The sequence below is a fragment of the Streptomyces sp. NPDC034049 genome, from assembly GCF_055575575.1.
Genome location: NZ_JBVISJ010000012.1, coordinates 60,840 through 83,078, shown reverse-complemented (window position 1 = coordinate 83,078; position 22,239 = coordinate 60,840). Strand labels below are relative to the sequence as shown.

Here is a 22,239-nt window from a genome sequence, read left to right as displayed (position 1 = left end):
CCTGCCGTGCGTGCTCATGCGGGCGCCTCCATGGCGACGCGCAGTGCCGCGATGCCCCGGGAGCCGTACGCCTTCACCGAGCCCAGCGATATACCGAGCGTCTCCGCGACCTGGGCCTCGGTCATGTCGGCGAAGTAGCGCAGCACGAGGACCTCGCGCTGGCGCCGCTGGAGTCCCTTCATCGCCTTGATCAGGGAGTCGCGCTCCAGCTGGTCGTACGCGCCCTCCTCCGCGCTCGCCATGTCGGGCATCGGCTTCGACAGCAGCTTCAGACCGAGGATGCGGCGGCGCAGGGCGGAGCGCGAGAGGTTCACGACCGTCTGGCGCAGATAGGCGAGCGTCTTCTCCGGGTCACGGACGCGCTTGCGCGCGGAGTGCACGCGGATGAACGCCTCCTGGACGACGTCCTCGCAGGAGGCGGTGTCGTCGAGGAGGAGCGCCGCGAGGCCGAGAAGCGAGCGGTAGTGAGCGCGGTAGGTCTCGGTGAGATGGTCGACCGTCGTACCGGAGGCCGGCACCGTCGACGTGTCGTCCGCGCCGTCGCGCTGGCTGGGTATGCGGGTCGGCCGCGCCGCGGGCATCGGCGCGATCACCGGCATGCCGCCGGCCGAACCGGGCGCGCGGGGACGGCGGGGTGGACGAAGGGCGGTGCCCCTCGTCTGTACCGCGGTGAAATCGAGTACCTCTGCCACGCCTGTTGGACCCTCGTACCCCCGTCGGGGTTGTACGAGACAGGCATCACTTTTGCGTCGGACCGCACACGTCTCCGTAGGGAACGTGCGCCGGTCGGTATGGCGGCCGTGTCCGTCGGCACGCAGCGCGCAGCCATCGGTACGACCCACCGAACACCGGACAGCGCGTCGAACGCCCTCATGCGTACCAGCTCTTCCCCTATGCCCCAAGTGTTGGCGCCCAGCCCCGCCGAAGGGCGCCCGGTAAAGACGCTCCCCGCCCGCCGCGCGGTTGCGGCGGACGGGGAGAAAAAATCCTCGATCACCGGGAGGCCTGAATCAACCCGGAGATCCGGCGACGGTACGGCCGGAAATCCTCCGCCCGTGGGTACCGCCGACTCGAAGAACTTACACGGCACCACCGACAAGGGCCGACGCGGCGGGGCGGGGGGTGCGGGTCGCGTCGGCGGGCGCGGGTGAGTGGGGCTTCTCGCGCGGTTCCCCTCGCCCCCAGAAAACCAGGCCCGACGGGCCCGAACAGACAGCCCCCACAGACCCGAAAGACAACCCCCACGGCCCCAAAGGACCACGGCCGGGCGAGCCCAAAGACCACAACCCGGCGACCCCGAAGACCACAGCCCCACCGACTCGAAGGGCCACGGCCCCGCAGGCCCGAAGGCCACAGCCCCGCAGGCCCAAAAAACCACAACCTCGCGGGCCTGAAGGACCACGGCCCCACAGGCCAGAAACCACAGCCTCGCGGGCCTGAAGGACCACGACCCCTCGGGCCCGAAAAACCACGGGGCTACGGGCCTGAAGGACCTCGGCCCCGCGGGCCTGAACAGCCACGGCCCCACAGGCCTCAAAAGCACCGGTGCCGCAGGCTGAAAAGCGTGGGGCGCAGCCCCGGCTTTTCAGGGGCGCGGGGAACTGCGCGAGAAGCCCCACGCACCCGCACCCGCAGCCGCACCCGCACCCGCAGCCGCAGCCGCCCACGCCCCCGAACCCCCACCCCTCAGGCACCGTCGGCCAGCCCCACACCCCTACGCCCCCTTCACCACCAACTCGGCCACCTGCACCGCGTTCAGGGCGGAGCCCTTCCGCAGGTTGTCGCCGCAGACGAAGAGCTCCAGAGCCGTCGGGTCGTCGAGGGCCCGTCGGACGCGCCCCACCCACGTGGGGTCCGTGCCGACCACGTCGGCCGGCGTGGGGAACTCCCCGGCGTCCGGATCGTCGTAGAGGACGACCCCGGGCGCGGTGGCAAGGATCTCCCGCGCCTTGGCGACGGTGACCTCACCCTCGAAGCGGGCGTGCAGCGTGAGGGAGTGCGCGGTGACCACCGGCACCCGTACGCAGGTCACGGCCACGGGCAGCTTCGGCAGCCCGAGGATCTTGCGGGACTCGTCCCGTACCTTCATCTCCTCCGAGGACCAGCCGTCGGCGCGCAGGTCCCCGGCCCACGGCACCACGTTGAGCGCCACCGGCTCCGGGAACGGCCCGGTGTCGTCGCCCACGGCCCGCCGTACGTCACCGGGGGTGGTCCCCAGCTCCGTGCCGGCGACCAGGGAGATCTGCCGGCGCAGGGTGTCCACGCCGGACCGCCCCGCGCCGCTGACCGCCTGGTACGAGGAGGCCACCAGCGCGCGCAGCCCGAACTCGGCGTGCAGCGCGCCGAGCGCCACGATCATGGAGAGGGTCGTGCAGTGGGGGTTGGCGACGATCCCGCGCGGCCGGTTCCGGGCGGCGTGGGGGTTGACCTCGGGGACGACGAGGGGCACCTCCGGGTCCATCCGGAAGGCGCCCGAGGTGTCGACGACGACCGCGCCCTTGGCCGCCGCGATCGGCGCCCAGCGCTCCGCGACCTCGTCGGGTACGTCGAACAAGGCGATGTCGACCCCGTCGAAGGCCTCCTCGGCGCCCTCGGTCAGGGCCGTCACCTCGACCTGCTCCCCGCGCACGGCCAGCTTGCGGCCGGCCGAGCGCGGGGAGGCGAACAGACGGATCTCGCCCCAGATGTCCGCGCGGTGGGACAGGAGCTGGAGCATGACGGTGCCGACGGCGCCGGTCGCGCCCACGACCGCGAGGGTCGGCCTGCCGGTTCGCCCGGCGTCCACGGCCATCAGCGGCGTGCGCCGTGACCGCTGCCGTCGTACGCGCGGTACGAACCGCTGCCGCCGTCGTACGCGCGGTACGAACGGACCGTCATCGTCCGGTGCCTCCGTAGACGACGGCCTCGTCGCTGTCGGAGTCGAGCCCGAAGGCGGTGTGCACGGCGCGCACGGCCTCCGGCACGTCGTCGGCGCGGGTGACGACCGAGATACGGATCTCGGAGGTCGAGATCAGCTCGATGTTCACACCGGCGTCGGACAGCGCCTCGAAGAAGGAGGCGGTGACGCCCGGGTTGGTCTTCATCCCGGCGCCGACCAGGGAGATCTTGCCGATCTGGTCGTCGTAGCGCAGCGAGTCGAAGCCGATGCCGGCCTTGTTCTTCTCCAGCGCGTCGATGGCCTTGCGGCCCTCGGTCTTGGGGAGGGTGAAGGAGATGTCCGTCAGCCCGGTCGTCACGGCGGAGACGTTCTGCACCACCATGTCGATGTTGACCTCGGCGTCCGCGATGGCACGGAAGATCGCTGCGGCCTCGCCCGGCTTGTCCGGGACGCCGACGACCGTGACCTTGGCCTCGGAGACGTCGTGGGCGACTCCGGAGATGATGGCGTGCTCCACCTTGTGGTCCCCTTGCGACTCTGGCTTCTCGTTGCTGACCCAGGTGCCCGGCAGTCCGGAGAAGGACGAGCGGACGTGGATCGGGATGTTGTAGCGGCGGGCGTACTCGACACAGCGGTGGAGCAGCACCTTCGAACCGGACGAGGCCAGTTCGAGCATGTCCTCGGAGGAGATCCAGTCGATCTTCCGGGCCTTCTTCACGACCCGCGGGTCGGCGGTGAAGACGCCGTCGACGTCGGTGTAGATCTCGCAGACCTCGGCGTCCAGCGCGGCGGCCAGCGCGACGGCGGTCGTGTCCGACCCGCCGCGGCCGAGGGTGGTGATGTCCTTCTTGTCCGCGCTGACACCCTGGAAACCGGCGACGATGGCGATGTTGCCCTCGTCCAGCGCGGTCCGGATGCGCCCCGGCGTGACGTCGATGATCCGGGCTTTGTTGTGGACCGAGTCGGTGATGACGCCTGCCTGGCTGCCGGTGAACGACTGGGCCTCGTGGCCCAGGTTTTTGATCGCCATGGCCAGCAGCGCCATGGAGATACGCTCTCCGGCGGTCAGCAGCATGTCGAACTCACGCCCGGCAGGCATCGGTGACACCTGCTCGGCGAGATCGATCAGCTCGTCCGTCGTGTCGCCCATCGCGGAAACGACGACGACCACCTGGTGGCCGTTCTTCTTCGCTTCCACGATCCGCTTGGCGACGCGCTTGATGCCCTCGGCATCGGCTACGGAGGAGCCTCCGTACTTCTGCACGACAAGGCCCACGTGCGCTCCTCGCTCCGTTTCAGTCCCTTATCCGCACATACACACGCGCTCACACGTGCTGCGGCGGTCGGCTCAGTCTATCGAGCGGTCGAATATCCCTTCCCTGGTACCGCATGGTGAGATGTCCCGCTCACCCTTTGATCACCTGGGTTTTCTCCGGGCCTTCCACCGGTTTCACCCGGCTTCTCGCCCCGGACCCTCGACCGCTCCGGGAACGTCCCTGCCCAAGTGGTCGCCGAACAGTCGGCGCGGACGGGGAAAAGTGCCTGGAGTCACACCCCGGGGCCCCGCGACGGCGGAACCGCAACTTTCAAGCACTAGGGTCATGGCCGTGCGCGTACTTCTGGTGGAAGACGACGAGCCGGTCGCCGAGTCCCTGCGCCGGGGACTCCTGCGATACGGCTTCGAGGTGCAGTGGGTCAACACGGGCGGGGCGGCGCTGTCGTACGACGGCCCGTACGACGTCGTCCTCCTCGACCTCGGGCTGCCCGACACCGACGGCCTCGACGTCTGCAAGACGCTGCGGGACCGCAGCCAGGTGCCGATCATCGTGATCAGCGCCCGCAGCGACGAGACGGACCGCGTGGTCGGGCTGGAGCTCGGCGCCGACGACTACGTCTCCAAGCCGTTCGGGGTGCGCGAGGTGATCGCCCGGATAAGGGCGGTGATGCGCCGGGTGCAGCCGCGCGCCGTCGACGCGCCCGCCGCGGGCCCCGACCGCTACGGCCCGCGCCTCACCGTCGACCGCAAGGCCGCGCGCGTCCACCTCGACGGTACGGAGGTGGCGCTCGCGCCCAAGGAGTACGACCTGCTCGCCTTCCTCACCGAGGAGCCGGGCGCACTGATGTCGCGCGAGCAGATCATGGAGGCGGTCTGGGACGCGAACTGGTTCGGGCCGACGAAGACGCTCGACGTCCATGTGGCCGCGCTGCGCCGCAAGCTCGCCGGGGCGATCACGATCGAGGCGGTGCGGGGCGTGGGGTTCCGGCTGATGGTGAACGCAGAGACCGCGCCGACCGGCGGCACCCGTGAGGGCGACGGCACGTCATGATCCGTCAGCTCATCCGCAGCTACGTGCTCCTCGTGGCTGTGGCGATCACCCTGTTCACCGTGCCCGTGGCGTTCACGCTCACGGATCAGCTGCGGGACGACACCAGCGAGGCCGTCCAGCGCGAGGCGAAGACGATGGCCAGGCTGCTGGGCGTGGGCGACACCGCCTCCTGCGAGGCGTTGGCGCAGCTGGCCGGGGCGTACCCGTCGGAGGAGAAGGTCGAGGTCACCGCGACCGACAGGTGTGCGCCGGAGCGGCTGGGGGAGCCGACGGCGGACGCGGCGCTCGCCAGGGCCCTGGAGCGCGGTGAGATCACCGTCGACTGGGGCTCCGACTTCATCTGGGGCGAGCACCTGGTGGTCACCGTCCCCGCCTTCGAGCGCTCACCGGACGGGCGGACGCAGACGGACGAGGTCGTCGGTGCCGTCCGGATCATGTTCTCGACCGACCATCTGACCTACCGCCTGTGGACCATCTGGGGCTTCAGGGCGGCGCTGGCCGTCGTCGTCCTGCTGGCCGCCGCCGTCATCGGCGTGTTCGCCGCCCGGCGCCTGACCGCCCCCCTCCGCCAGCTCAACGAGATGGCGAGCAAGATGAGCGACGGCGATCTCACGGCCCGCTCCCCTGTCACCGGTCCCCAGGAGACCCAGACCCTCGCCCGCACGCTGAACCAGGCGGGCGAGCGCCTGGACACGCTGATCGCGTCGCAGCGCATCTTCGTCGCCGACGCCTCCCACCAACTCCGCACCCCTCTCACCGCGTTGCGGCTGTCGCTGGACAACATCGCGGACGGGGTGGACGACGAGTTCGTACGGGAGGACGTGGAGCAGGCGACCGCCGAGGTGGTCCGGATGAGCCGGCTGGTCAACGGTCTGCTGGTGCTGGCGCGGGCCGAGGCGAAGGTGACGGCGGCGGAACCGCTGTCCCTGCGGGACGTCATCCAGGAGCGCCTGGATATGTGGAGACCGGCCGCCGACGAGCGCGGAGTCACCATCACGCTCAGGGGGAGTGCCGACGGCCGGCCGCTTGTGCTGGCCAGTCCCGGTCATCTGGACCAGGTCCTGGACAACGTGCTTTCGAACGCCCTGGAGGTCTCGCCGGACGGTGCGACGATCACGGTCTCGGTGGAGACCCGGGGCGACGAGGTGGTGCTGTCGGTGCTGGACGAGGGGCCCGGTATGTCGGACGCCGAGAAGTCCCGCGCCTTCGACCGCTTCTGGCGCGGTCAGGGCCTCACCGGGAAGTCCGGGTCGGGCCTCGGCCTCGCCGTCGTCAAGCAACTCGTCACTGACGACAACGGGACCGTGGCCCTCAAAGACGCGCCCGGGGGCGGCCTGTGCGTCGCGCTCACGCTGCGCGCGGCGCGGCAGGGGAGTGGCTGAGCCGGGGGGTGTGGCTCAGCCACGACTGGGGGGCTGACGATCAGCCCTCGGGCATCGCCGACGAGTGGTGGTTCACGATCTTCCACACGCCGTTCCGCTTCTCGTACTCGTAGGTGTAGCGGGCGTCGACGCGCCTCTTCTCGCCGGTCTTCGGGTCGGTGAGGACGAAGTAGTACGAGCCGGTGTCGATGGCCGAGTTGGCGTCCAGGACGTTGATGATCGTCTTGGTCTTCGTGCCGACCGGCTTGTTCTTCAGGAAGTGGTCGAAGTAGTCGATGAGGCCCGCGCGGTCCGTGCGGATCTTGTTGGAGACGGTCGGCAGGAGCACCGCGTCCTTCGCGTAACGGTCCGCGACCTTCTTGGAGTTGCCGGTCTGCAGCGCCTTGTTCCAGCCGTCGAAGAGCGCCGCGATCTCCTTCTTGGAGGGCTTCTTCGGCGCGGCCTCGGCCCCGGCCATGCTGACACCGGCGGTGACCGTGCCGGCGGTGACCAGAGCGGTGGCGGTGACGATGGCGGCGCGTATCCGGTTCTTGCGGGTCATCGCGATCTCCCGTGCGAGGTTGAGGTGTTACTGCCTCCGCTTTCTGTGCGGTGGAAGTGACTCAAGATTCGCGTGACGCCGGTTAGGGGCTGTGCAGGAGACGTACAGGGGGCGGACAGGGCTCCCCCAAAGCACGGAGGGTGACGGGTCAGTGACTTGGCGACGGGTCAGTCCACGTACCCCTTGAGGTGCTCGGTGTCGAGGCTGATGCTCACCGGGTCGGGCAGCTCGAGCGTGGCCCCGAAGGCGAACTTCTCCTCGTGCCGGTAGCGTCCACCCTCCGGCTGGTTGAACACGACGACCGAGCCGTCGTCGCGGTCGATGAGGAGGTGGACAGGGATGCCTGCGGCGGCGTAGCCGGGAATCCGAACGGCGCGAGCAAGCCGTCCGGGCGTGCCCGCCCCTTCCGGTGTTCCTCGACCTTCACGCCACGGTCCCCGTAGAGCCACAGCTCGGGACGGTGCTGCATGCACAGCCGCTGCAACCAGGCGATGATCTGGTCGTGGCTGCCGTCGGTCCCCGGCTTGACCTGGACCTTCCCGTTGATGAACTCCAGCCGCACCATCTCGGGTGCATGGCGTTCCAGTTCCTCGAACTCCTCGACGGACATCTGCGGCCGGTGCTCGGTCCTGGGGGTCATGTCGTCGCCTCCTTGACTCCATGGTGCCCTGACCGGCACGTCCTGGACGCTCATACGTCCCTCCCGTCCGACGGGTCGCCGATCGCGGACCCGCCCTGCGCCCTGGGTGAGGTCACTTCCAGCGCCCCAGGCGGCCGGCCCTGCGCAGTTCCTCGGCCCACGCCGTGACGTCCACGACCTCGTCGGCGCCCCGCAGGCCACCGTCGGCATCACGCGGGCCGGGAAGGAACGTGTCCGGGACGAGGCCGTACACCGGCATCGGCCCCTCCGCCTCGCACAGCGCCAGGCACTCACGGCACAGCCCGTTCACGAGCTGGACGGTGCGCTCGTCCGCCTGGCACATGCCGCAGAGCATGACCACGCGATCGACGCGCGCCCTGCGGGCGGCCTTCTGCCGGATCTTCGCCTTCTTGGGCTTCATCGGGGGCATCTTGTTCTCCAATCGCTTGCGGGCGAATCCGCCCGGGTTGGTCACGTCCGGCGGCAGTCCGTCCGTCAACGCCCTGGTGACGTCGTGCGGCGTCGCGCCACGCGACAGCCACTCCGTGACCAGGGATTCGAGGGAATGGCAGTCGGCGTGGGACAGCGGCATACGGGGATCCGCGGAGCGGACTTCGGCGAGGGTCCGGTAGGCGGTGCTGGGCTCCGGGGCCGGAGCGTCCGCCCTGTCGGGCGCGGCAGGGTCGGCAAGCTGCTCGGCGGGCTCAGCGGACTCGACGCACTCGGTCGGCGGCTCCGCGGGGTCGCTCTCCTCGACCCGGGCCAGTCCGGACCGGTAGTGCTCCGTCACGTCCCTGCCGTCGCGCTCCCGCACGAAGTCCGCCCACCACTCCACCGACCTGGGCGTTCGCGACCAGTAGGTCCGCGTCACCCATCGCATCGAGTTGTCCTCGATCGTGAGGTGCTCCCTGATCCAGCGCAGATGGCCGGCGTGGACGAGCCGCCCCGACGACGTGCGCACGGCTTGCTGGCCGTAGCGGGGATGTTCCGCCGCGATCACCTTGTGGCCCATCGCGTGGCCGTCCTCAAGGTGGTCGATGAAGACGGCGATCTCGGCGTCGCGGGGGCTCAGGTGTGCGAAGTTCGGGTCCGCGTGCGGGTCTTCGTCACCCACGGAGCGTTTTCCGTAACCCGTCTTGGCCATCGGGTGGGACGGGGAAGGCAGGGCAGCACTAGGCTGGGCGTAAGCCACGATCGAGTCTCCGTCGATCCGTAGGTCTAGGCCCTGGCACTGGTGTTGGCGCACCGGCCGGGGCCGATCTATGTGGTCAGATGCCGCGAACAGCCGACGCCGGAACCCCGTACGGGGAACCAGAGTTGTCGGCCAAGGCAGTGACCGAGGCGTTCCGTGGGGTAACAGACCTCCATGAGCGAAGTGCTGCTGACTCAGACTTTTCCCAGTGCGTCGGGGGCCGTGCGGTGGGGCCGGATCGGGGAGGACGGGCAGGCTCCGGTCGTGCTCTGTCACGGCACGCCCTTCTCCTCCTACGTCTGGCGCGGCATGGCCCAGGCACTGGCCGACACCGGTCGCTACCAGGTGTTCGTGTGGGACATGCCCGGGTACGGGGAGTCGGACATGCACGCCGGTCAGGATGTCTCCCTGGCCGCTCAGGGGTGGGTCTTCGCCGAGCTGTTGAGGCAGTGGGGGTTGGAGGAACCACTGGTGGTGGCCCATGACTTCGGCGGAGCCGTGTCCCTGCGGGCCCATCTCCTGCACGGCGCCCGCTACCGCGCGCTCGCCCTCGTCGACCCCGTGGCCCTCGCCCCCTGGGGATCGCCCTCCTTCCGGCTGCTCGGCAGGCACGCCGAGGTCTTCGAACAGCTGCCGCCCTCCCTGCACCGGGCCCTCGTACGGGAGTACGTCAGCTCCGCCAGCGGGCCGGGACTGCACCCCACCGTCCTCGACCGGCTCGTCGAGCCGTGGCTCGGCGAGCACGGACAGCCCGCCTTCTACCGGCAGATCGCGCAGGCGAACCAGGCCCACACGGATGAGGTCCAGGGGCTCTACGGGGAGATCGGCGTTCCGACGCTGGTGTGCTGGGGCGAGGAGGACAGCTGGATCCCCCTGGCCAAGGGGCGGGAACTGGCGGCCCGCATCCCGGGGGCCCGATTCGAGCCGATCTCCGGTGCGGGGCACCTGGTCCAGGAGGACGCCCCCGCCGAACTCACCGCCGTACTGATGGATTTCCTCCGGGACCACTCGGGGGAACGGTTGACGGTTCGGTCGGCCGGTTAGAGCGTCCCCAGCGCCGGCGCGAACGCGATGAGGAGCGGGAGGAGGGCGAGGAGCGCGGCGGCGGTCGTGGTGGCCGCGCGGCGGGCGCGGTCCAGGCGGGGCGGCGGCTCCAGCAGGCGCTCCACCCGGTCGCCCAGCAGGCGGCGGGTGTTGGAGCAGCTCAACACGCCCCGGTGCTGGTTCAGTTCGATCAGGGCCAGCGCGGTGGTGAGGTGGCCGCAGCGACGGGAAGCCGTGTCGTCGGCGGCGAGTTCGACCAGACGGTGGGTCTGGTCGGCGAAGTGGGCGAAGAGGGGGAGGCGCGGGAAGCCCGTGGCGAGGGCGGTGGAGAGGTGGAGCAGCCAGTCGTGGCGGGCGCGGGCGTGGCCGAGCTCATGAGCGAGCACGGCGTCCAGCTGACGGTCACTGAGCTTGCCCAACGCACCTGTGGTGACGACCAGTTGGGGCGGGGTGCCCGGCATGAGCCACGCGTCCGGGTACTCGTCCTCCAGGACCAGCAGCGGCCCGTTCGCCTGCGGCAGCCCGGCCGGGAGGTCGGGGGCCCGCTCCCGCAGGTGCGCGCGGCGCAGCTGCCGCCGGCGCCGGGCATCGACCAGCTCCCGCGCCAGCATCGCGCCGCTCCACGCCGCCCCGAGGGCCAGCGCCAGCGTCAGTACGGCCGTCCAGGGCGGCGCGGCCGTGAGGTCGTACGCGGCGGTCACCGCCGGGGGCGCGGGCGCGAAGGCATGCGTGCGCACCGTCTCGAACACCGCCGCCGCCCCGAGCACCAGCGCGGCGAGACAGCTCAGCAGGGCCGCCGCCACCAGACACTGCCACGCCCACAGCGCGACCACGGGTTCCCGCTCGGGCCACACGGCCTTCACCAGGGCACGGGGGCCCAGCACGGCGGCGGTCAGAGCCACGGCGACGAGGAGGAGCAGGAGAACGGTCACGTCACTGGGTCCGGTTCCTGTCGGGGGGTGGGGCGGGGTACGAGCAGGTGCGGGGTACGAGCAGGTGCGGAAGGCACACGGGCCGCCGTACGACGACACAGTCGTACGCCGACGGTGCCTACGCTACCGCCGGTCCTCGCACGCGCAGCACCCCCGCGCAAGCCCCCGCACCGTCGCGGGGCGCCCGGGGGCGGTGTGGCTACTTCGCCTTGCCCAGCCCCAGCGGGCCCGCGATCTCCTCCGCCATGACCTGGCCCGCCTCGAACTCCAGGGTCTCGTCGCCCATCAGTTCCTGGTCGGTGTCGAGGCCGTCCAGCTCGGCGAGCGGCTGGTTCAGCCGGACGTGCGCCACGAGGGACTGCAGGGCCCGCAGGGTCGCCGACGCGGTGGAACCCCAGTTGGAGAAGTAGGAGAACTGCCACCACCACAGGGCCTCGGTGGTGCGGCCCGCGCGGTAGTGGACCATGCCGTGGCGCAGGTCGGCGATGACGTCGGCGAGGTCGTCGGAGATCCGGGCCGGGACCGGCGCCTTGCGGGGCTCGTAGGGGTCGAAGACCTCGGAGTAGACGTCGACCGGGTCGAGCATCACGGCGAGGCGTTCGCGCAGCTCGTCCACGTCCGGCTCGAAACCCGGGTCGGGCTCGTAACGCTCGTCCGGCACGATGTCCTCGTGCGCGCCGAGGCGACCGCCGGCCAGCAGCAGCTGGGAGACCTCCAGCAGCAGGAAGGGGACGGCCGAGTCCGGCTCGTCGCCCTTGGCCACCTCGGTGACGGCGACCAGGAAGCTCTCGATCTGGTCCGCGATCTGGACCGCGAAGTCGTCCGGGTTCAGGTTCGTCGCGTGCAGTGTGGCGTCAGACATCCAGCAATCGTCTCCCCTCGAAGGCGCGGCCGAGGGTCACCTCGTCCGCGTATTCCAGGTCGCCACCCACCGGGAGGCCGCTGGCCAGGCGGGTGACCTTGAGGCCCATGGGTTTGATCATGCGGGCGAGATACGTGGCGGTGGCCTCGCCCTCCAGGTTCGGGTCGGTGGCCAGGATCAGCTCGGTGACCGTGCCGTCGGCCAGGCGGGCCAGCAGCTCCCGTATGCGCAGATCGTCGGGGCCGACGCCCTCGATCGGGCTGATCGCGCCGCCGAGGACGTGGTACTTGCCCCGGAACTCGCGGGTGCGCTCGATCGCGACGACGTCCTTCGGCTCCTCGACGACACAGATGACGGACAGGTCGCGGCGCGGGTCGCGGCAGATGTTGCACAGCTCCTCCTGCGCCACGTTGCCGCAGGTCGCGCAGAAACGGACCTTCGCCTTCACTTCGAGGAGGGCCTGCGCGAGCCGCCGTACGTCCGTCGGCTCCGCCTGCAGGATGTGGAAGGCGATCCGCTGCGCGCTCTTGGGACCGACGCCGGGCAGTCGCCCCAGCTCGTCGATGAGGTCCTGGACCACGCCTTCGTACACGGACTGCCGTCCTTCCTGGTGTCTTTCAGTACGTACCGTAGTCGGCCGCCGCCGCTCCGAGGAAGGCGGTACCGGCCTCGGATGGGCTCGCGGGGGGACTGCGGAGGAGTTCGGAGGGGAGGGCGCGCCGGGGGCGCGGGAAGAGCGGGTGGGGGCGGGCCGAGGGGCGGGGTCAGAAGGGCAGGCCGGGAATGCCCGTGCCACCGCCGCCGAGGCCCTGGGCGAGGGGGCCCAGTTTCTGCTGCTGGAGGGCCTGGGCGTTCTCGTTGGCCGCCTGGACGGCCGCGACGACCAGGTCGGCGAGGGTCTCGGTGTCCTCCGGGTCCACCGCCTTGGGGTCGATCTTCAGGGCGCGCAGTTCGCCGGAGCCGTTGACGGTGGCCCTCACCAGACCGCCGCCCGCCTGACCGTCGACCTCCGTGCGCGCGAGCTCCTCCTGTGCCCTCGCCAGGTCCTGCTGCATCTTCTGGGCCTGCTGGAGCAGCTGCTGCATGTTGGGCTGGCCACCACCGGGGATCACGTTCAGCTCCCTCGCACGAGTACTTGCGGAGGTCCGCGGGGACGGTTCTACGGACGCCCCCGTGGACGTTCTTGCGGTCGCAACGAGCCTACGTGGTCGGCACGGCCTCTGCCGCGCCACTCTTTCGAGTGAGTCGGCCGGGGATTCGTATATCCGATCAAGGGCATCTTCCAGGGGATAAGCGGTGAAAACACCACCTTCGCCACCCATTGGGCGGTAGGAAGGGTCCGGCCGCGTCAGGGTGGTGCGTGAGCGCCGTACGTACGTAGGGAGTGCCGGGTGAGCCAGCCGGAGATGCAGCCCGAGGGGGGACCCCAGGACGGGCGGGGTGAGGGATCCGGACTGTGGGCGGAGCCGTGGACGGCGGCGACCGGACCGTGGGTGGGGGAGCCGGCCGGGCGGCCGTTCCCACAGGGCGACTGGGGGGCTCCGGCGGAGCGGCTGGAGGAGCTGTACCACTGGGTCGAGCGGGCGGCGCTGGAGACCGCGTCGTGGTATCTCGCGGACCGGGTGTGGAAACGGCTCGCGGCCCGGCTGCTGCGGATCGGGGCGGCGGCGGGGGCGCTCGTCGGGGCGGCGCTGCCGTTGCTCGACCTCACGGGCGTGGTGGGCGGGGTCGCCCCCTGGGGCTATCTCGCGCTGCTGTCCTGTGCGGCGTGTGTGGCGGTGGATCGGTTCTTCGGCGTCACCTCCGGGTGGATGAGGGACGTCGCCACGGCCCAGGCGGTGCAGCGGCGGCTCCAGGTGCTGCGGTTCGACTGGGCGTCCGAGAGCGCGCGCGAGGTGCTGGGACCGGCCGAGGGGACGGCCGGGGAGGCCGCCGAGCGGTGTCTCGGGGTGCTGCGGCGGTTCTCCGAGGACATCACGGAGCTGGTCCGGGCCGAGACGGCCGACTGGATGCTGGAGTTCCGCACGGGTGCGGCGCCGTTGGGGGTACGGGCGGGGGGTGCCGTTCCCCGGCCGGAGGGCTCGGCGAACGGCCGGGTGCCGCTCCCTCCGGGCGCCCGGCCGAACATGCCGCGCCAGCGGCCGCCGGAGGCGCGGTGACCTCACGTGCGGGTCCGGTGGGGCTTCTCGCGCAGTTCCCCGCGCCCCTGAGAAGGCGGGGCTGCGCCCCGGCCTCCTCCAACGGCTTCAGCCGGACTTCTCGTACGTCACCGCCTTGCCGGCCGTGTCGACGCGGCGGAGGCGGCCGTCCGGCAGGAGGGTGACCGTGGTGGCGGCGCCGGGCGAGCAGGACTCGGCTGGTTCGCCGGTGGCGACGGTGGAGGGGCCGATCTCGAGCGGACCGGCGTCGGCCGGTTCGTCCGTCAGGGCCGCCTCGAACACACAGTGGTACGTGCCGCCGCCTTCTAGCGGACCGTCCGCCGTGAGCGAGAGCACCGTGTCGCCGACCTCGCCCTGCTGGATGACGAGTTGGCGGGTGTCCGAGCCGCCGGAGCCGTCGAGCGTGGCGTTCCAGGTGCCGAGGAAGCCCTCGGGGACCGTGCCGGCGTCGGGCGACTCGGTGGTCGGGTCCGGCGAGGTCCCGGGGTCCGTGGGCTCGTCGGTCGCCGGCCCTGGCGTCTCGGGCGCGCTCGACTTCGTGCCGCCCTTCGCGTCGTCCTTCTCACCGCCGTCGCCGCCCTTCTTCATCAGCGCGTACACCGAGCCGCCCGCCCCGAGGGCGACGACCAGCGCGACGGCGACGAGCAGCACGGAGGAACGCCGGTTCCCGCGCTCGGGTTCGGGACGGCCGCCGGGGGCCGCCCCGGCGCCGGGCCCGTAGAGGGGGTCCGGTCCGTACGGCGGGGTCGCGCCCAGCCCCGCCCCGCCGGCGCCCTGGAGCCCCTGACCGCCGGCATACGGCCCTTGCCCGTACGCCCCATGCGCCCCGTACGGCGCCTGCGATCCGCTCTGCGGGTATCCGTAACCGGCGCCGGGGGCGGGAGCCGTGCCGGGTTGCTGTCCGTAGCCGGGGGCGGAGTGCTGCCCGTACCCGCCGGCGGGCTGCTGGGTGTACGGCGGCGGGAAGCCGTACCCGGCGGGTCCGGGCGGGGCGGTCGGCGGCGGGGGCTGTGTGCCCTCCGTCCCCACGATCCGCGTCGGCATCCGGTCCAGCGGCTCCCCGCCCGGCGCCCCTGGCGGAGGCGGTACGGCCCCCTCGGGCTGGGCGGAGGGGTGCTCGGCCGGAGAGCCGGGGGCACCGGGAGGCGTTCCCGGCCCGGGCTGCCCGCCGGCGTCCTGGGCCCCGGACGCACCGGAGCCGCCGGAGCCGCCGTACGGAGAGTGGGGATCGCCCAGCGGATACACGGGCGGAGCCGACGGCGGCGGCCCCGCGACCCCGGCCGCCTGCGAGCCCTGGGCACCGGCACCGGCCGCCAGATTCGCGGCGGCGGCTCCCGACGGGCCCCCTGCCGGGGACGCGGACGGGGATGTGGACGGAGGTGCGGAGGGAGGCGAGGGCACAGACGAGGGCGGTGTCGGCGGCGGAGGCGTGGGCTGGCCCGCCGGGCCCGGGCGGGGCCCCGCGTCGGGTCCCGCCGGGCCCGGGGAAGCCGTCGGCCGACCGCCGCCCTGCGGACCTCCCGGCACCTCGGGCCCACTGCCCGACCCACCCGGCTGCCGGGAGTCCCCCGTCTCCCCCGCCGACCCCGCAGCCCCCGACTCCTCCGGATTTTCGGTCTCCAGCAACCGCACCGCGTGCCGCCCCAGTTGGGCCACCAGGGCGCTCGGGAGCCACGGGTCGCGGGAGCGGCCGGCGAAGACCGTGTCCTCGGCGCCGGTGCGCTGGAGGATCTGGGCCAGGGTGGGGCGGGCCGCCGGGTCCTTGCGCAGACAGTCGCGGACGATGTCGTACAGGCCCTCCGGCAGCCCCTCCAGGTCCGGTTCCTCCTGGGCGATGCGGAACATCAGGGCGTGGACACCGGAGTTGGCGGCGCCGAACGGCAGGTTGCCGGTGGCCGCGTAGGAGAGGACGGAGCCGAGGCAGAAGACGTCGCAGGCGGGGGTGATGCGGTCGCCGCGCACCTGCTCGGGCGCCATGAAACCCGGTGACCCGACGAGCGCGCCGGTGCGCGTCAGCCCGCCGTCCGTGACGGTCTCCAGCGCCCGCGCGATCCCGAAGTCGATGACGCGCGGCCCGTCGATGGTCACCAGCACGTTGGACGGCTTGAGGTCCCGGTGGATGAGTCCGGCCGCGTGGATGTCCTCCAGCGCGTGCGCGAGCCCCGCCGCGAGGATCCGTACCGACCGCTCGGGCAGCGCCCCGTGGTCGCGGCCGACGACGGCCTGGAGGGAGGGCCCGGCGACGTACCCGGTGGCGACCCACGGGATGCCCGCCTCGGTGTCCGCGTCCAGCACCGGCGCGGTCCAGTACCCGCCCACCTGCCGCGCGGCCCGCACCTCCTGCCGGAACCGCGCCCGGAACTCCTCCTGCTCCGCCAGCTCCTGCCGGACCAGCTTGACGGCGACGGTACGGCCGCGCTCGGACCGGGCCAGGTACACGTTCCCCATGCCGCCGGCGCCCAGCCGCGCGAGCAGCCGGTACGCCCCGATCCGCTGTGGATCCCCGGGCCCGAGCTTCTCCATGGCCACCGTCCCCCTGATTCCCCGTGCCGCCCCCGACGCCCCCGTGTACACGTACGTACGGGTACGTCGCCTACGTCGGCAACCTCATCAACGTCGTCTACGTCGCGTACGTGCGCAACGAACCGATCGTAGTGCGGCCGTACGGGGAGGCGGATGGGGCGGTGTCTACGGTTCCGTAACAGCGTCCGGCGCCGCCGCGAACGGCGCGCGTGCGTCGCCCGTGTCCTGTCCCGGGCTGACTTTCGGCCGTCCGCCCGGTGGGGGCGACACACTGTCGGGCCGGACCCGCCCCGCACAGACACAAAGCCGATGTCCCCCGCCCACGCGACGCCCCTAGCCTCACCCCATGACCCCTCGCCCCGACCCCCAGACCGGCGCCCAGGTGAAGGCCGCGGACCGCGCGCACGTCTTCCACTCCTGGTCCGCACAGGAACTCATCGACCCCCTCGCCGTCGCCGGCGCGGAGGGATCCTTCTTCTGGGACTACGACGGCAACCGCTACCTCGACTTCACCAGCGGCCTCGTCTACACGAACATCGGCTACCAGCACCCGAAGGTCGTCGCGGCCATCCAGCAACAGGCCGCCACGATGACCACCTTCGCCCCGGCGTTCGCGATCGAGGCCCGCTCGGAGGCCGCCCGGCTCATCGCGGAACGCACCCCCGGCGACCTGGACAAGATCTTCTTCACCAACGGCGGCGCCGACGCGGTCGAGCACGCCGTCCGCATGGCCCGTCTGCACACCGGCCGCCCCAAGGTCCTCGCCGCGTACCGCTCGTACCACGGCGGCACCCAGCAGGCCGTGAACCTCACGGGCGACCCCCGCCGCTGGGCCTCCGACACCGGCACGGCGGGCGTGGTGCACTTCTGGGCGCCGTTCCTCTACCGCACCCGTTTCCACGCGGAGACGGAGGAGCAGGAGTGCGCCCGCGCGCTGGAGCACCTGGAGACGACGATCACCTTCGAGGGGCCGTCGACGATCGCCGCGATCATCCTGGAGACCGTGCCGGGCACGGCCGGGATCATGGTCCCGCCGCCGGGCTATCTGGCCGGGGTCAGGGAGCTGTGCGACAAGTACGGCATCGTGTTCGTCCTCGACGAGGTCATGGCCGGCTTCGGGCGGACCGGCACCTGGTTCGCGGCGGACCTCTTCGACGTCGTACCGGACCTGATGACCTTCGCCAAGGGCGTGAACTCCGGGTACGTCCCCCTCGGCGGCGTCGCCCTCTCCCCCGCGATCGCCGACACGTTCGCCCGCCGCCCCTACCCCGGTGGCCTCACGTACTCCGGCCACCCGCTGGCCTGCGCCGCCGCCGTCGCGACGATCGAGGTGATGGAGGAGGAGGGGGTCGTGACCCACGCGGCCACCCTCGGCGCCTCCGTCGTCGGCCCGGCGCTGCGCGAACTGGCCGACCGGCACCCCTCGGTGGGCGAGGTGCGCGGCACCGGCATGTTCTGGGCGCTGGAGCTGGTGCGGAACAAGGAGACCCGCGAACCGCTCGTCCCCTACAACGCGACCGGCGAGGCGAACGCCCCCATGCTGGCCTTCGCCGCCGCCGCGAAGGCGAACGGCCTGTGGCCCTTCGTGAACATGAACCGCACCCACGTGGTGCCCCCGTGCAACATCACCGAGGCCGAGGCCAAGGAGGGGCTCGCCGCCCTGGACGCGGCCCTGTCCGTGGCGGACGAGCACACCGTGTGAGACCGCGGGAAGCCGCCGGTGCCGAGCAGAAAGGGCGAAAACCTGTCCCCCGAACCCGAACGCGTAAGGTGACGTGCTCGTAAGAGAACGTGGAGAGCACGCACAGGATGCGTACGCGTACGCGGATGGGGGACCCAGACCACGATGCCCGGCACCGGCACCGGCGGCGGCAATGGCGCCGTGACCCGCAGCACCCTGCGGCAGCAGCTCGCGGACGCGCTCCGTGACGAGGTGCTGGGCGGCAGACTCAAGCCGGGGCAGGAGTTCACGGTCAAGGAGATCGCCGAGCAGTACGGCGTCTCGGCGACGCCCGTGCGCGAGGCGCTGGTCGACCTGTCCGCGCAGGGGCTGCTGGACGCCGTGCAGCACCGGGGTTTCGAGGTCCACGCGTACTCGGTCGCCGACTACCGGAACATGGTCGAGGCCCGCATCCTGGTCACCGCCGGCATGTTCCGGCGGCTCGGCGACCGCGAGGTCGACCCCCGTACGGCCGCCGCGCTCGCCGGGGTGCGACGGCGCGGCGAGGAGGCACGCCGGGCCGCGACCGCCGGGGACCTGGACATCCTCATCGGCTACGACCTCCGCTTCTGGCGCGAGCTGAGCGCCCTGTTCGGCAACCCGTACCTCACCGACTTCCTGCACCGGCTGCGCGTGCAGTCCTGGGTGTGCGCGGTCCAGTACCTGCGTCAGGCGAGCCACGGGGCGGACGACCTCAAGGGCCGGCTGTGGGCCGACCACACCGATCTCGTCGACGCCCTCACCCGCCGGGACGCGCAGACCGCGCAGGAGATCATCGCCGGTTACGACGAGCAGTCCCTGATGCTTGTGGAACGCCTGGCGGACGGATGACCACCACCCCGAGGACGGGCGGCGGGCAGCTGAGCGTCGACCTCTCCGTGGTCGTCCCCGCCTACAACGAGCAGGACCGCCTCGCCCCCACGCTCGACGCGATCATCGCCCATCTCTCGGTCACCGAGGCGGCCGCCCGCTGGGAGGTCATCGTCGTCGACGACGGGTCGACGGACGGGACGGCCGAGGTCGTGGCCGCCGTCACCGCCCGCGACGCCCGGGTGCAGCTGGTCTCCGGCGGGGACCGCAACCGGGGCAAGGGCCACGCCCTGCGGCTCGGTGTCCTCGCCTCGCACGGCCGCCGGGTCCTGCTCACGGACGCCGATCTCTCCGCGCCCATCGACGAGTTGGAGCGGCTGGACAAGGCGCTCTCCGACGGCCACACGGCGGCGATCGGCTCGCGCGAGGCACCCGGCGCCAGCATCGAGCGCCATCAGCACCGGCTGCGCGAGACGCTCGGCCGGGCCGGCAACTTCCTGATACGCGGCGTCGCGGTGCCCGGCATCCGCGACACCCAGTGCGGCTTCAAGCTGTTCGACGGCGACCGTGCCCGCGAGGCGTTCGCCGCATCCCGGCTCGACGGGTTCGGGATCGACGTGGAGATCCTGCGGTACTTCCACCGCAGCGGCTGGCCCGTCGCCGAGGTGCCCGTCCGCTGGTCCCACCAGCCCGGTTCGAAGATCCGCCCGAGCGACTACGCCCGCGTCCTCGGCGAACTCGCCGTCCTGCGGGCCCGTTCCGTCCGCCGGGCCGACGTCCTCGCGGTCCTGGGCTTCCTGCTGATGGCGGTGGCCCTCCACAGCGGCCGCTGGCTCGACCCGAACGGCCGCTACCTCCCCGACTCGCTCCAGGACCAGAACCAGTGGGAGTGGTTCTTCGCGGTCACCGCCGACAACCTCGTCCACCTCCGCAACCCGCTCTTCACCACCTTCCAGGGCTTCCCCGACGGCGTGAACCTGATGGCCAACACGGTCATGCTCGGCCTGTCGGCCCCCTTCGCGCCCGTCACGCTCCTCCTCGGCCCGGCGGTCTCGCTCGCGCTGGTCATGACCCTGGGCCTCGCCGCCACGGCCGTCGCCTGGTACTGGCTGATCGTCAGACGGGTCGTGCGGCACCGGGGCGCGGCCTTCGCCGGAGCGGCGCTCGCCGCGTTCGCGCCGCCGATGGTCAGCCACGCCAACGCGCACCCCAACTTCGTCGTCCTGTTCATGATCCCGCTGATCGTCGACCGGGCGCTGCGCCTGTGCACGGGCGCGGCGACCCGGCGGGACGGGATCGTCCTCGGCCTGATGGCGGCCTACCAGATATTCCTCGGCGAGGAGCCCCTCCTCCTCGCCGCCATGGGCATGCTGCTGTTCGCCGTCGGGTACGGCCTCGCCCGCCGGGACGTGGCCCGCGACTCCTGGCGCCCGCTGCTGAAGGGCCTCGGCGTCGCGCTCGTCGTGGCCCTCCCGCTCGTCACCTTCCCGCTCTCCTGGCAGTTCTTCGGCCCGCAGAGCTACGGGAACATCGCGCACGGCGCCGAGTCCGGCAACAGCCCGCTCGCGCTCCTCTCCTTCGCCGAACGCTCTCTCCTCGCGGGCGACCGCGACCGCGCGGACGCGCTCTCCCTCAACATCACCGAGCAGAACGCCTTCTACGGCTGGCCCCTGGTCCTGCTGGCCCTCGGCATCGTCGTACGGCTGTGGGAGCACGCGCTGGTGAAGGCGCTGGCGTTCACGGCGGTCGCCGCGGCCGTCCTCTCCCTCGGCCCCGAGTTCCGCCTCCCGCAGACCGACCTCGTCCTGCCCGGCCCGTGGGCGCTGCTCGCCGAGAGGCCGCTGTTCGAGTCGGTCATCGAGGGCCGGGTGGCGATGATCTGCGCCCCGGTGCTGGGCATGCTGCTGGCGATCGCCTGCGAACAGCTCGCGGCGACCCCCGCCCTCGGCACGCGTTACGTCGGCTTCCTGGCGGTGACCCTCGCCCTGCTGCCGATCGTCCCGGCCCCGCTGAAGTCCGTGGAACGCGCCGAGGTCCCGGCGTTCTTCGCGCACGGCACATGGGCGTCGTACGTCGACACCGACGCCGGCGAGACCCTGGTGCCCGTGCCGCTGCCGGACCCGGGCAACGCGGAGGCGCTGCGCTGGCAGACCACGGCGGACTTCGGGTTCCGGATGCCCGGCGGCTACTTCAACGGCCCGTTCGGCGAGGACCGCGTCGGCATCTACGGCGCCGCCCCCCGCCACACCTCCAATCTGCTGCGCGACGTCCGCTACAGCGGCAAGGTCCCGGTGATCGGGGAGAACTGGCGCGCGCAGGCCCGCAGGGACTTCGCGTACTGGCACGCGGGCGCGCTGGTCCTGCGCCCGCAGCCGTACGACGAGCAGTTGCGGGAGGCGGTCGACAAGCTCGTCGGCCGACCCGGGAGGTGGGTGGCCGGAGTGTGGGTATGGGACCTGCACGCAGGGGACTGAAGACGCGTCCAGCGACTACGCTTCCCTGACCACTGTGTGCCGTACGCGAACGTTTCCCTACCGTGCGTGTGCGTGCCGGATGACCGAGGAGTTCTCTTTTGGCCTGTGACCTCTGGCTGGTCCCGCTGGTCGACGTGCTGTGCCACACGCCCGACAACCCCTTCGCCGAGGAACTCGCGCTCTACAACAAGCTGCTGGGCGAGGCCGGGCTGCCACCGGTTCCGGTGTACCAGTACATGCCGGGGCTGACCGGGGAGGTCGCCCCCGTCGCGGGTTTCGACTACGACGCGCTGCATTTCCTGCGCCGCGCCTATCTGCTCCAGACGTGCGGGCTCGCGGTGACGCCGGTGGACGCGCTGGGGGGCGACTACGAGCAGCTCCTGGAGATGTTCGAGGGCACGGCCCAGCGGTCGCACCTGGTCTGGCACTACGACCACGCGGGCGCCTATGTGCCGGTCGACTTCCCGCAGCCCCTCGCCAGCGACGAACTGCTCGCCGGGGGCGGCCCCCTGGGCTCGTCCCAAGGGCTGCTGAGGGAACTGGAGTTCGTCGCCCCGGCCATCGGCATCGACCCGGCGAACCCTCCGGCGCCGCCCGAGGCGCCGCTCGCGCCCACGGAGTTGGAGGAACCGGCCGTGCCGGCGCCCTACGACCCGAGCCCGTTCGCCCGCGAACGGCACGTCTGGCTGGGCCTGCACGCGGCGACGACCCGCAGCCTGGCGCAGGGTTCGATGATCGTCTTCAGCTGAGGGTCT

Annotated in this window: 18 protein-coding genes and 1 pseudogene; 8 read left to right on the top strand and 11 right to left on the bottom strand. The window is 71.9% G+C overall.

Annotated features, from left to right (window positions below; all coding sequences use genetic code 11):
• Positions 1 to 14: 14 nt before the first annotated feature.
• The 3 genes from ACZ52C_RS29940 to ACZ52C_RS29930 form a co-directional block, all read right to left on the bottom strand.
• On the bottom strand, positions 15 to 692 hold the full coding sequence (locus ACZ52C_RS29940) for a SigE family RNA polymerase sigma factor (protein WP_469077675.1): 678 nt from the start codon (positions 690 to 692) through the stop codon (positions 15 to 17).
• A gap of 1,022 nt (positions 693 to 1,714) precedes the next feature.
• Positions 1,715 to 2,791 carry an aspartate-semialdehyde dehydrogenase gene (locus ACZ52C_RS29935; protein ID WP_469077674.1) on the bottom strand — a complete coding sequence of 359 codons (1,077 nt, stop codon included), beginning with the start codon at positions 2,789 to 2,791 and terminating at the stop codon, positions 1,715 to 1,717.
• A gap of 82 nt (positions 2,792 to 2,873) precedes the next feature.
• Positions 2,874 to 4,154, bottom strand: coding sequence for an aspartate kinase (locus ACZ52C_RS29930; RefSeq protein WP_045558122.1), 1,281 nt, complete (start codon positions 4,152 to 4,154; stop codon positions 2,874 to 2,876).
• Positions 4,155 to 4,485: 331 nt separating this feature from the next.
• Between ACZ52C_RS29930 and ACZ52C_RS29925 the strand changes: the two genes are divergently transcribed.
• Positions 4,486 to 5,205 (top strand): response regulator transcription factor, encoded by a 720-nt coding sequence (locus tag ACZ52C_RS29925; protein WP_469077673.1) that lies wholly within the window; start codon positions 4,486 to 4,488, stop codon positions 5,203 to 5,205.
• On the top strand, positions 5,202 to 6,587 hold the full coding sequence (locus ACZ52C_RS29920) for a HAMP domain-containing sensor histidine kinase (protein WP_469077672.1): 1,386 nt from the start codon (positions 5,202 to 5,204) through the stop codon (positions 6,585 to 6,587). Before ACZ52C_RS29925 ends, ACZ52C_RS29920 begins: the two co-directional genes overlap by 4 nt.
• A gap of 40 nt (positions 6,588 to 6,627) precedes the next feature.
• Here ACZ52C_RS29920 and ACZ52C_RS29915 read toward each other — a convergent pair whose 3' ends face one another.
• The 3 genes and pseudogenes from ACZ52C_RS29915 to ACZ52C_RS29905 form a co-directional block, all read right to left on the bottom strand.
• Positions 6,628 to 7,128, bottom strand: coding sequence for an SgcJ/EcaC family oxidoreductase (locus ACZ52C_RS29915; protein WP_469077671.1), 501 nt, complete (start codon positions 7,126 to 7,128; stop codon positions 6,628 to 6,630).
• 167 nt (positions 7,129 to 7,295) lie between these two features.
• A pseudogene (locus ACZ52C_RS29910) lies at positions 7,296 to 7,768 on the bottom strand (Uma2 family endonuclease).
• A gap of 112 nt (positions 7,769 to 7,880) precedes the next feature.
• The gene (locus tag ACZ52C_RS29905; protein ID WP_469077670.1) at positions 7,881 to 8,912 is read right to left on the bottom strand and encodes a hypothetical protein; all 1,032 of its coding nucleotides are present in this window, start codon (positions 8,910 to 8,912) and stop codon (positions 7,881 to 7,883) included.
• A 222-nt stretch (positions 8,913 to 9,134) separates the two neighbouring features.
• Here ACZ52C_RS29905 and ACZ52C_RS29900 point away from each other — a divergent pair, with 222 nt between their 5' ends.
• Complete coding sequence (locus tag ACZ52C_RS29900; protein ID WP_469077669.1) at positions 9,135 to 10,004, top strand: alpha/beta fold hydrolase; 870 nt, start codon at positions 9,135 to 9,137, stop codon at positions 10,002 to 10,004.
• Here ACZ52C_RS29900 and ACZ52C_RS29895 read toward each other — a convergent pair.
• The 4 genes from ACZ52C_RS29895 to ACZ52C_RS29880 form a co-directional block, all read right to left on the bottom strand.
• Positions 10,001 to 10,936: a M56 family metallopeptidase gene (locus ACZ52C_RS29895; protein ID WP_469077668.1), complete on the bottom strand. Its 936-nt coding sequence runs from the start codon at positions 10,934 to 10,936 to the stop codon at positions 10,001 to 10,003. The two genes, ACZ52C_RS29900 and ACZ52C_RS29895, sit on opposite strands and share 4 nt — an antisense overlap.
• Positions 10,937 to 11,135: 199 nt before the next feature.
• Positions 11,136 to 11,798 (bottom strand): DUF5063 domain-containing protein, encoded by a 663-nt coding sequence (locus ACZ52C_RS29890; protein WP_469077667.1) that lies wholly within the window; start codon positions 11,796 to 11,798, stop codon positions 11,136 to 11,138.
• The gene (gene recR / locus ACZ52C_RS29885) at positions 11,791 to 12,390 is read right to left on the bottom strand and encodes a recombination mediator RecR (RefSeq protein WP_086804188.1); all 600 of its coding nucleotides are present in this window, start codon (positions 12,388 to 12,390) and stop codon (positions 11,791 to 11,793) included. Before recR ends, ACZ52C_RS29890 begins: the two co-directional genes overlap by 8 nt.
• Before the next feature lie 172 nt (positions 12,391 to 12,562).
• Positions 12,563 to 12,910 (bottom strand): YbaB/EbfC family nucleoid-associated protein, encoded by a 348-nt coding sequence (locus ACZ52C_RS29880; RefSeq protein ID WP_469077666.1) that lies wholly within the window; start codon positions 12,908 to 12,910, stop codon positions 12,563 to 12,565.
• A 279-nt stretch (positions 12,911 to 13,189) separates the two neighbouring features.
• Here ACZ52C_RS29880 and ACZ52C_RS29875 point away from each other — a divergent pair, with 279 nt between their 5' ends.
• Positions 13,190 to 13,957, top strand: coding sequence for an SLATT domain-containing protein (locus tag ACZ52C_RS29875; protein WP_469077665.1), 768 nt, complete (start codon positions 13,190 to 13,192; stop codon positions 13,955 to 13,957).
• Between the two features lie 87 nt (positions 13,958 to 14,044).
• Here ACZ52C_RS29875 and ACZ52C_RS29870 read toward each other — a convergent pair whose 3' ends face one another.
• Positions 14,045 to 16,480 (bottom strand): serine/threonine-protein kinase, encoded by a 2,436-nt coding sequence (locus tag ACZ52C_RS29870; protein ID WP_469077664.1) that lies wholly within the window; start codon positions 16,478 to 16,480, stop codon positions 14,045 to 14,047.
• 346 nt (positions 16,481 to 16,826) lie between these two features.
• Here ACZ52C_RS29870 and ACZ52C_RS29865 point away from each other — a divergent pair, with 346 nt between their 5' ends.
• The 4 genes from ACZ52C_RS29865 (at position 16,827) to ACZ52C_RS29850 (ending at position 22,233) form a co-directional block, all read left to right on the top strand.
• Positions 16,827 to 18,182 (top strand): aminotransferase class III-fold pyridoxal phosphate-dependent enzyme, encoded by a 1,356-nt coding sequence (locus ACZ52C_RS29865; RefSeq protein WP_469077663.1) that lies wholly within the window; start codon positions 16,827 to 16,829, stop codon positions 18,180 to 18,182.
• A 144-nt stretch (positions 18,183 to 18,326) separates the two neighbouring features.
• A complete protein-coding gene (locus tag ACZ52C_RS29860) occupies positions 18,327 to 19,031 on the top strand; it encodes a GntR family transcriptional regulator (RefSeq protein ID WP_060883867.1) in 705 nt (234 codons plus the stop codon).
• Positions 19,028 to 21,484 carry a dolichyl-phosphate beta-glucosyltransferase gene (locus ACZ52C_RS29855; RefSeq protein ID WP_469077662.1) on the top strand — a complete coding sequence of 819 codons (2,457 nt, stop codon included), beginning with the start codon at positions 19,028 to 19,030 and terminating at the stop codon, positions 21,482 to 21,484. Before ACZ52C_RS29860 ends, ACZ52C_RS29855 begins: the two co-directional genes overlap by 4 nt.
• Before the next feature lie 98 nt (positions 21,485 to 21,582).
• Entirely contained in the window at positions 21,583 to 22,233 is a 651-nt protein-coding gene (locus ACZ52C_RS29850) for a hypothetical protein (RefSeq protein WP_469077661.1), read from the top strand.
• Positions 22,234 to 22,239 lie beyond the last annotated feature (6 nt).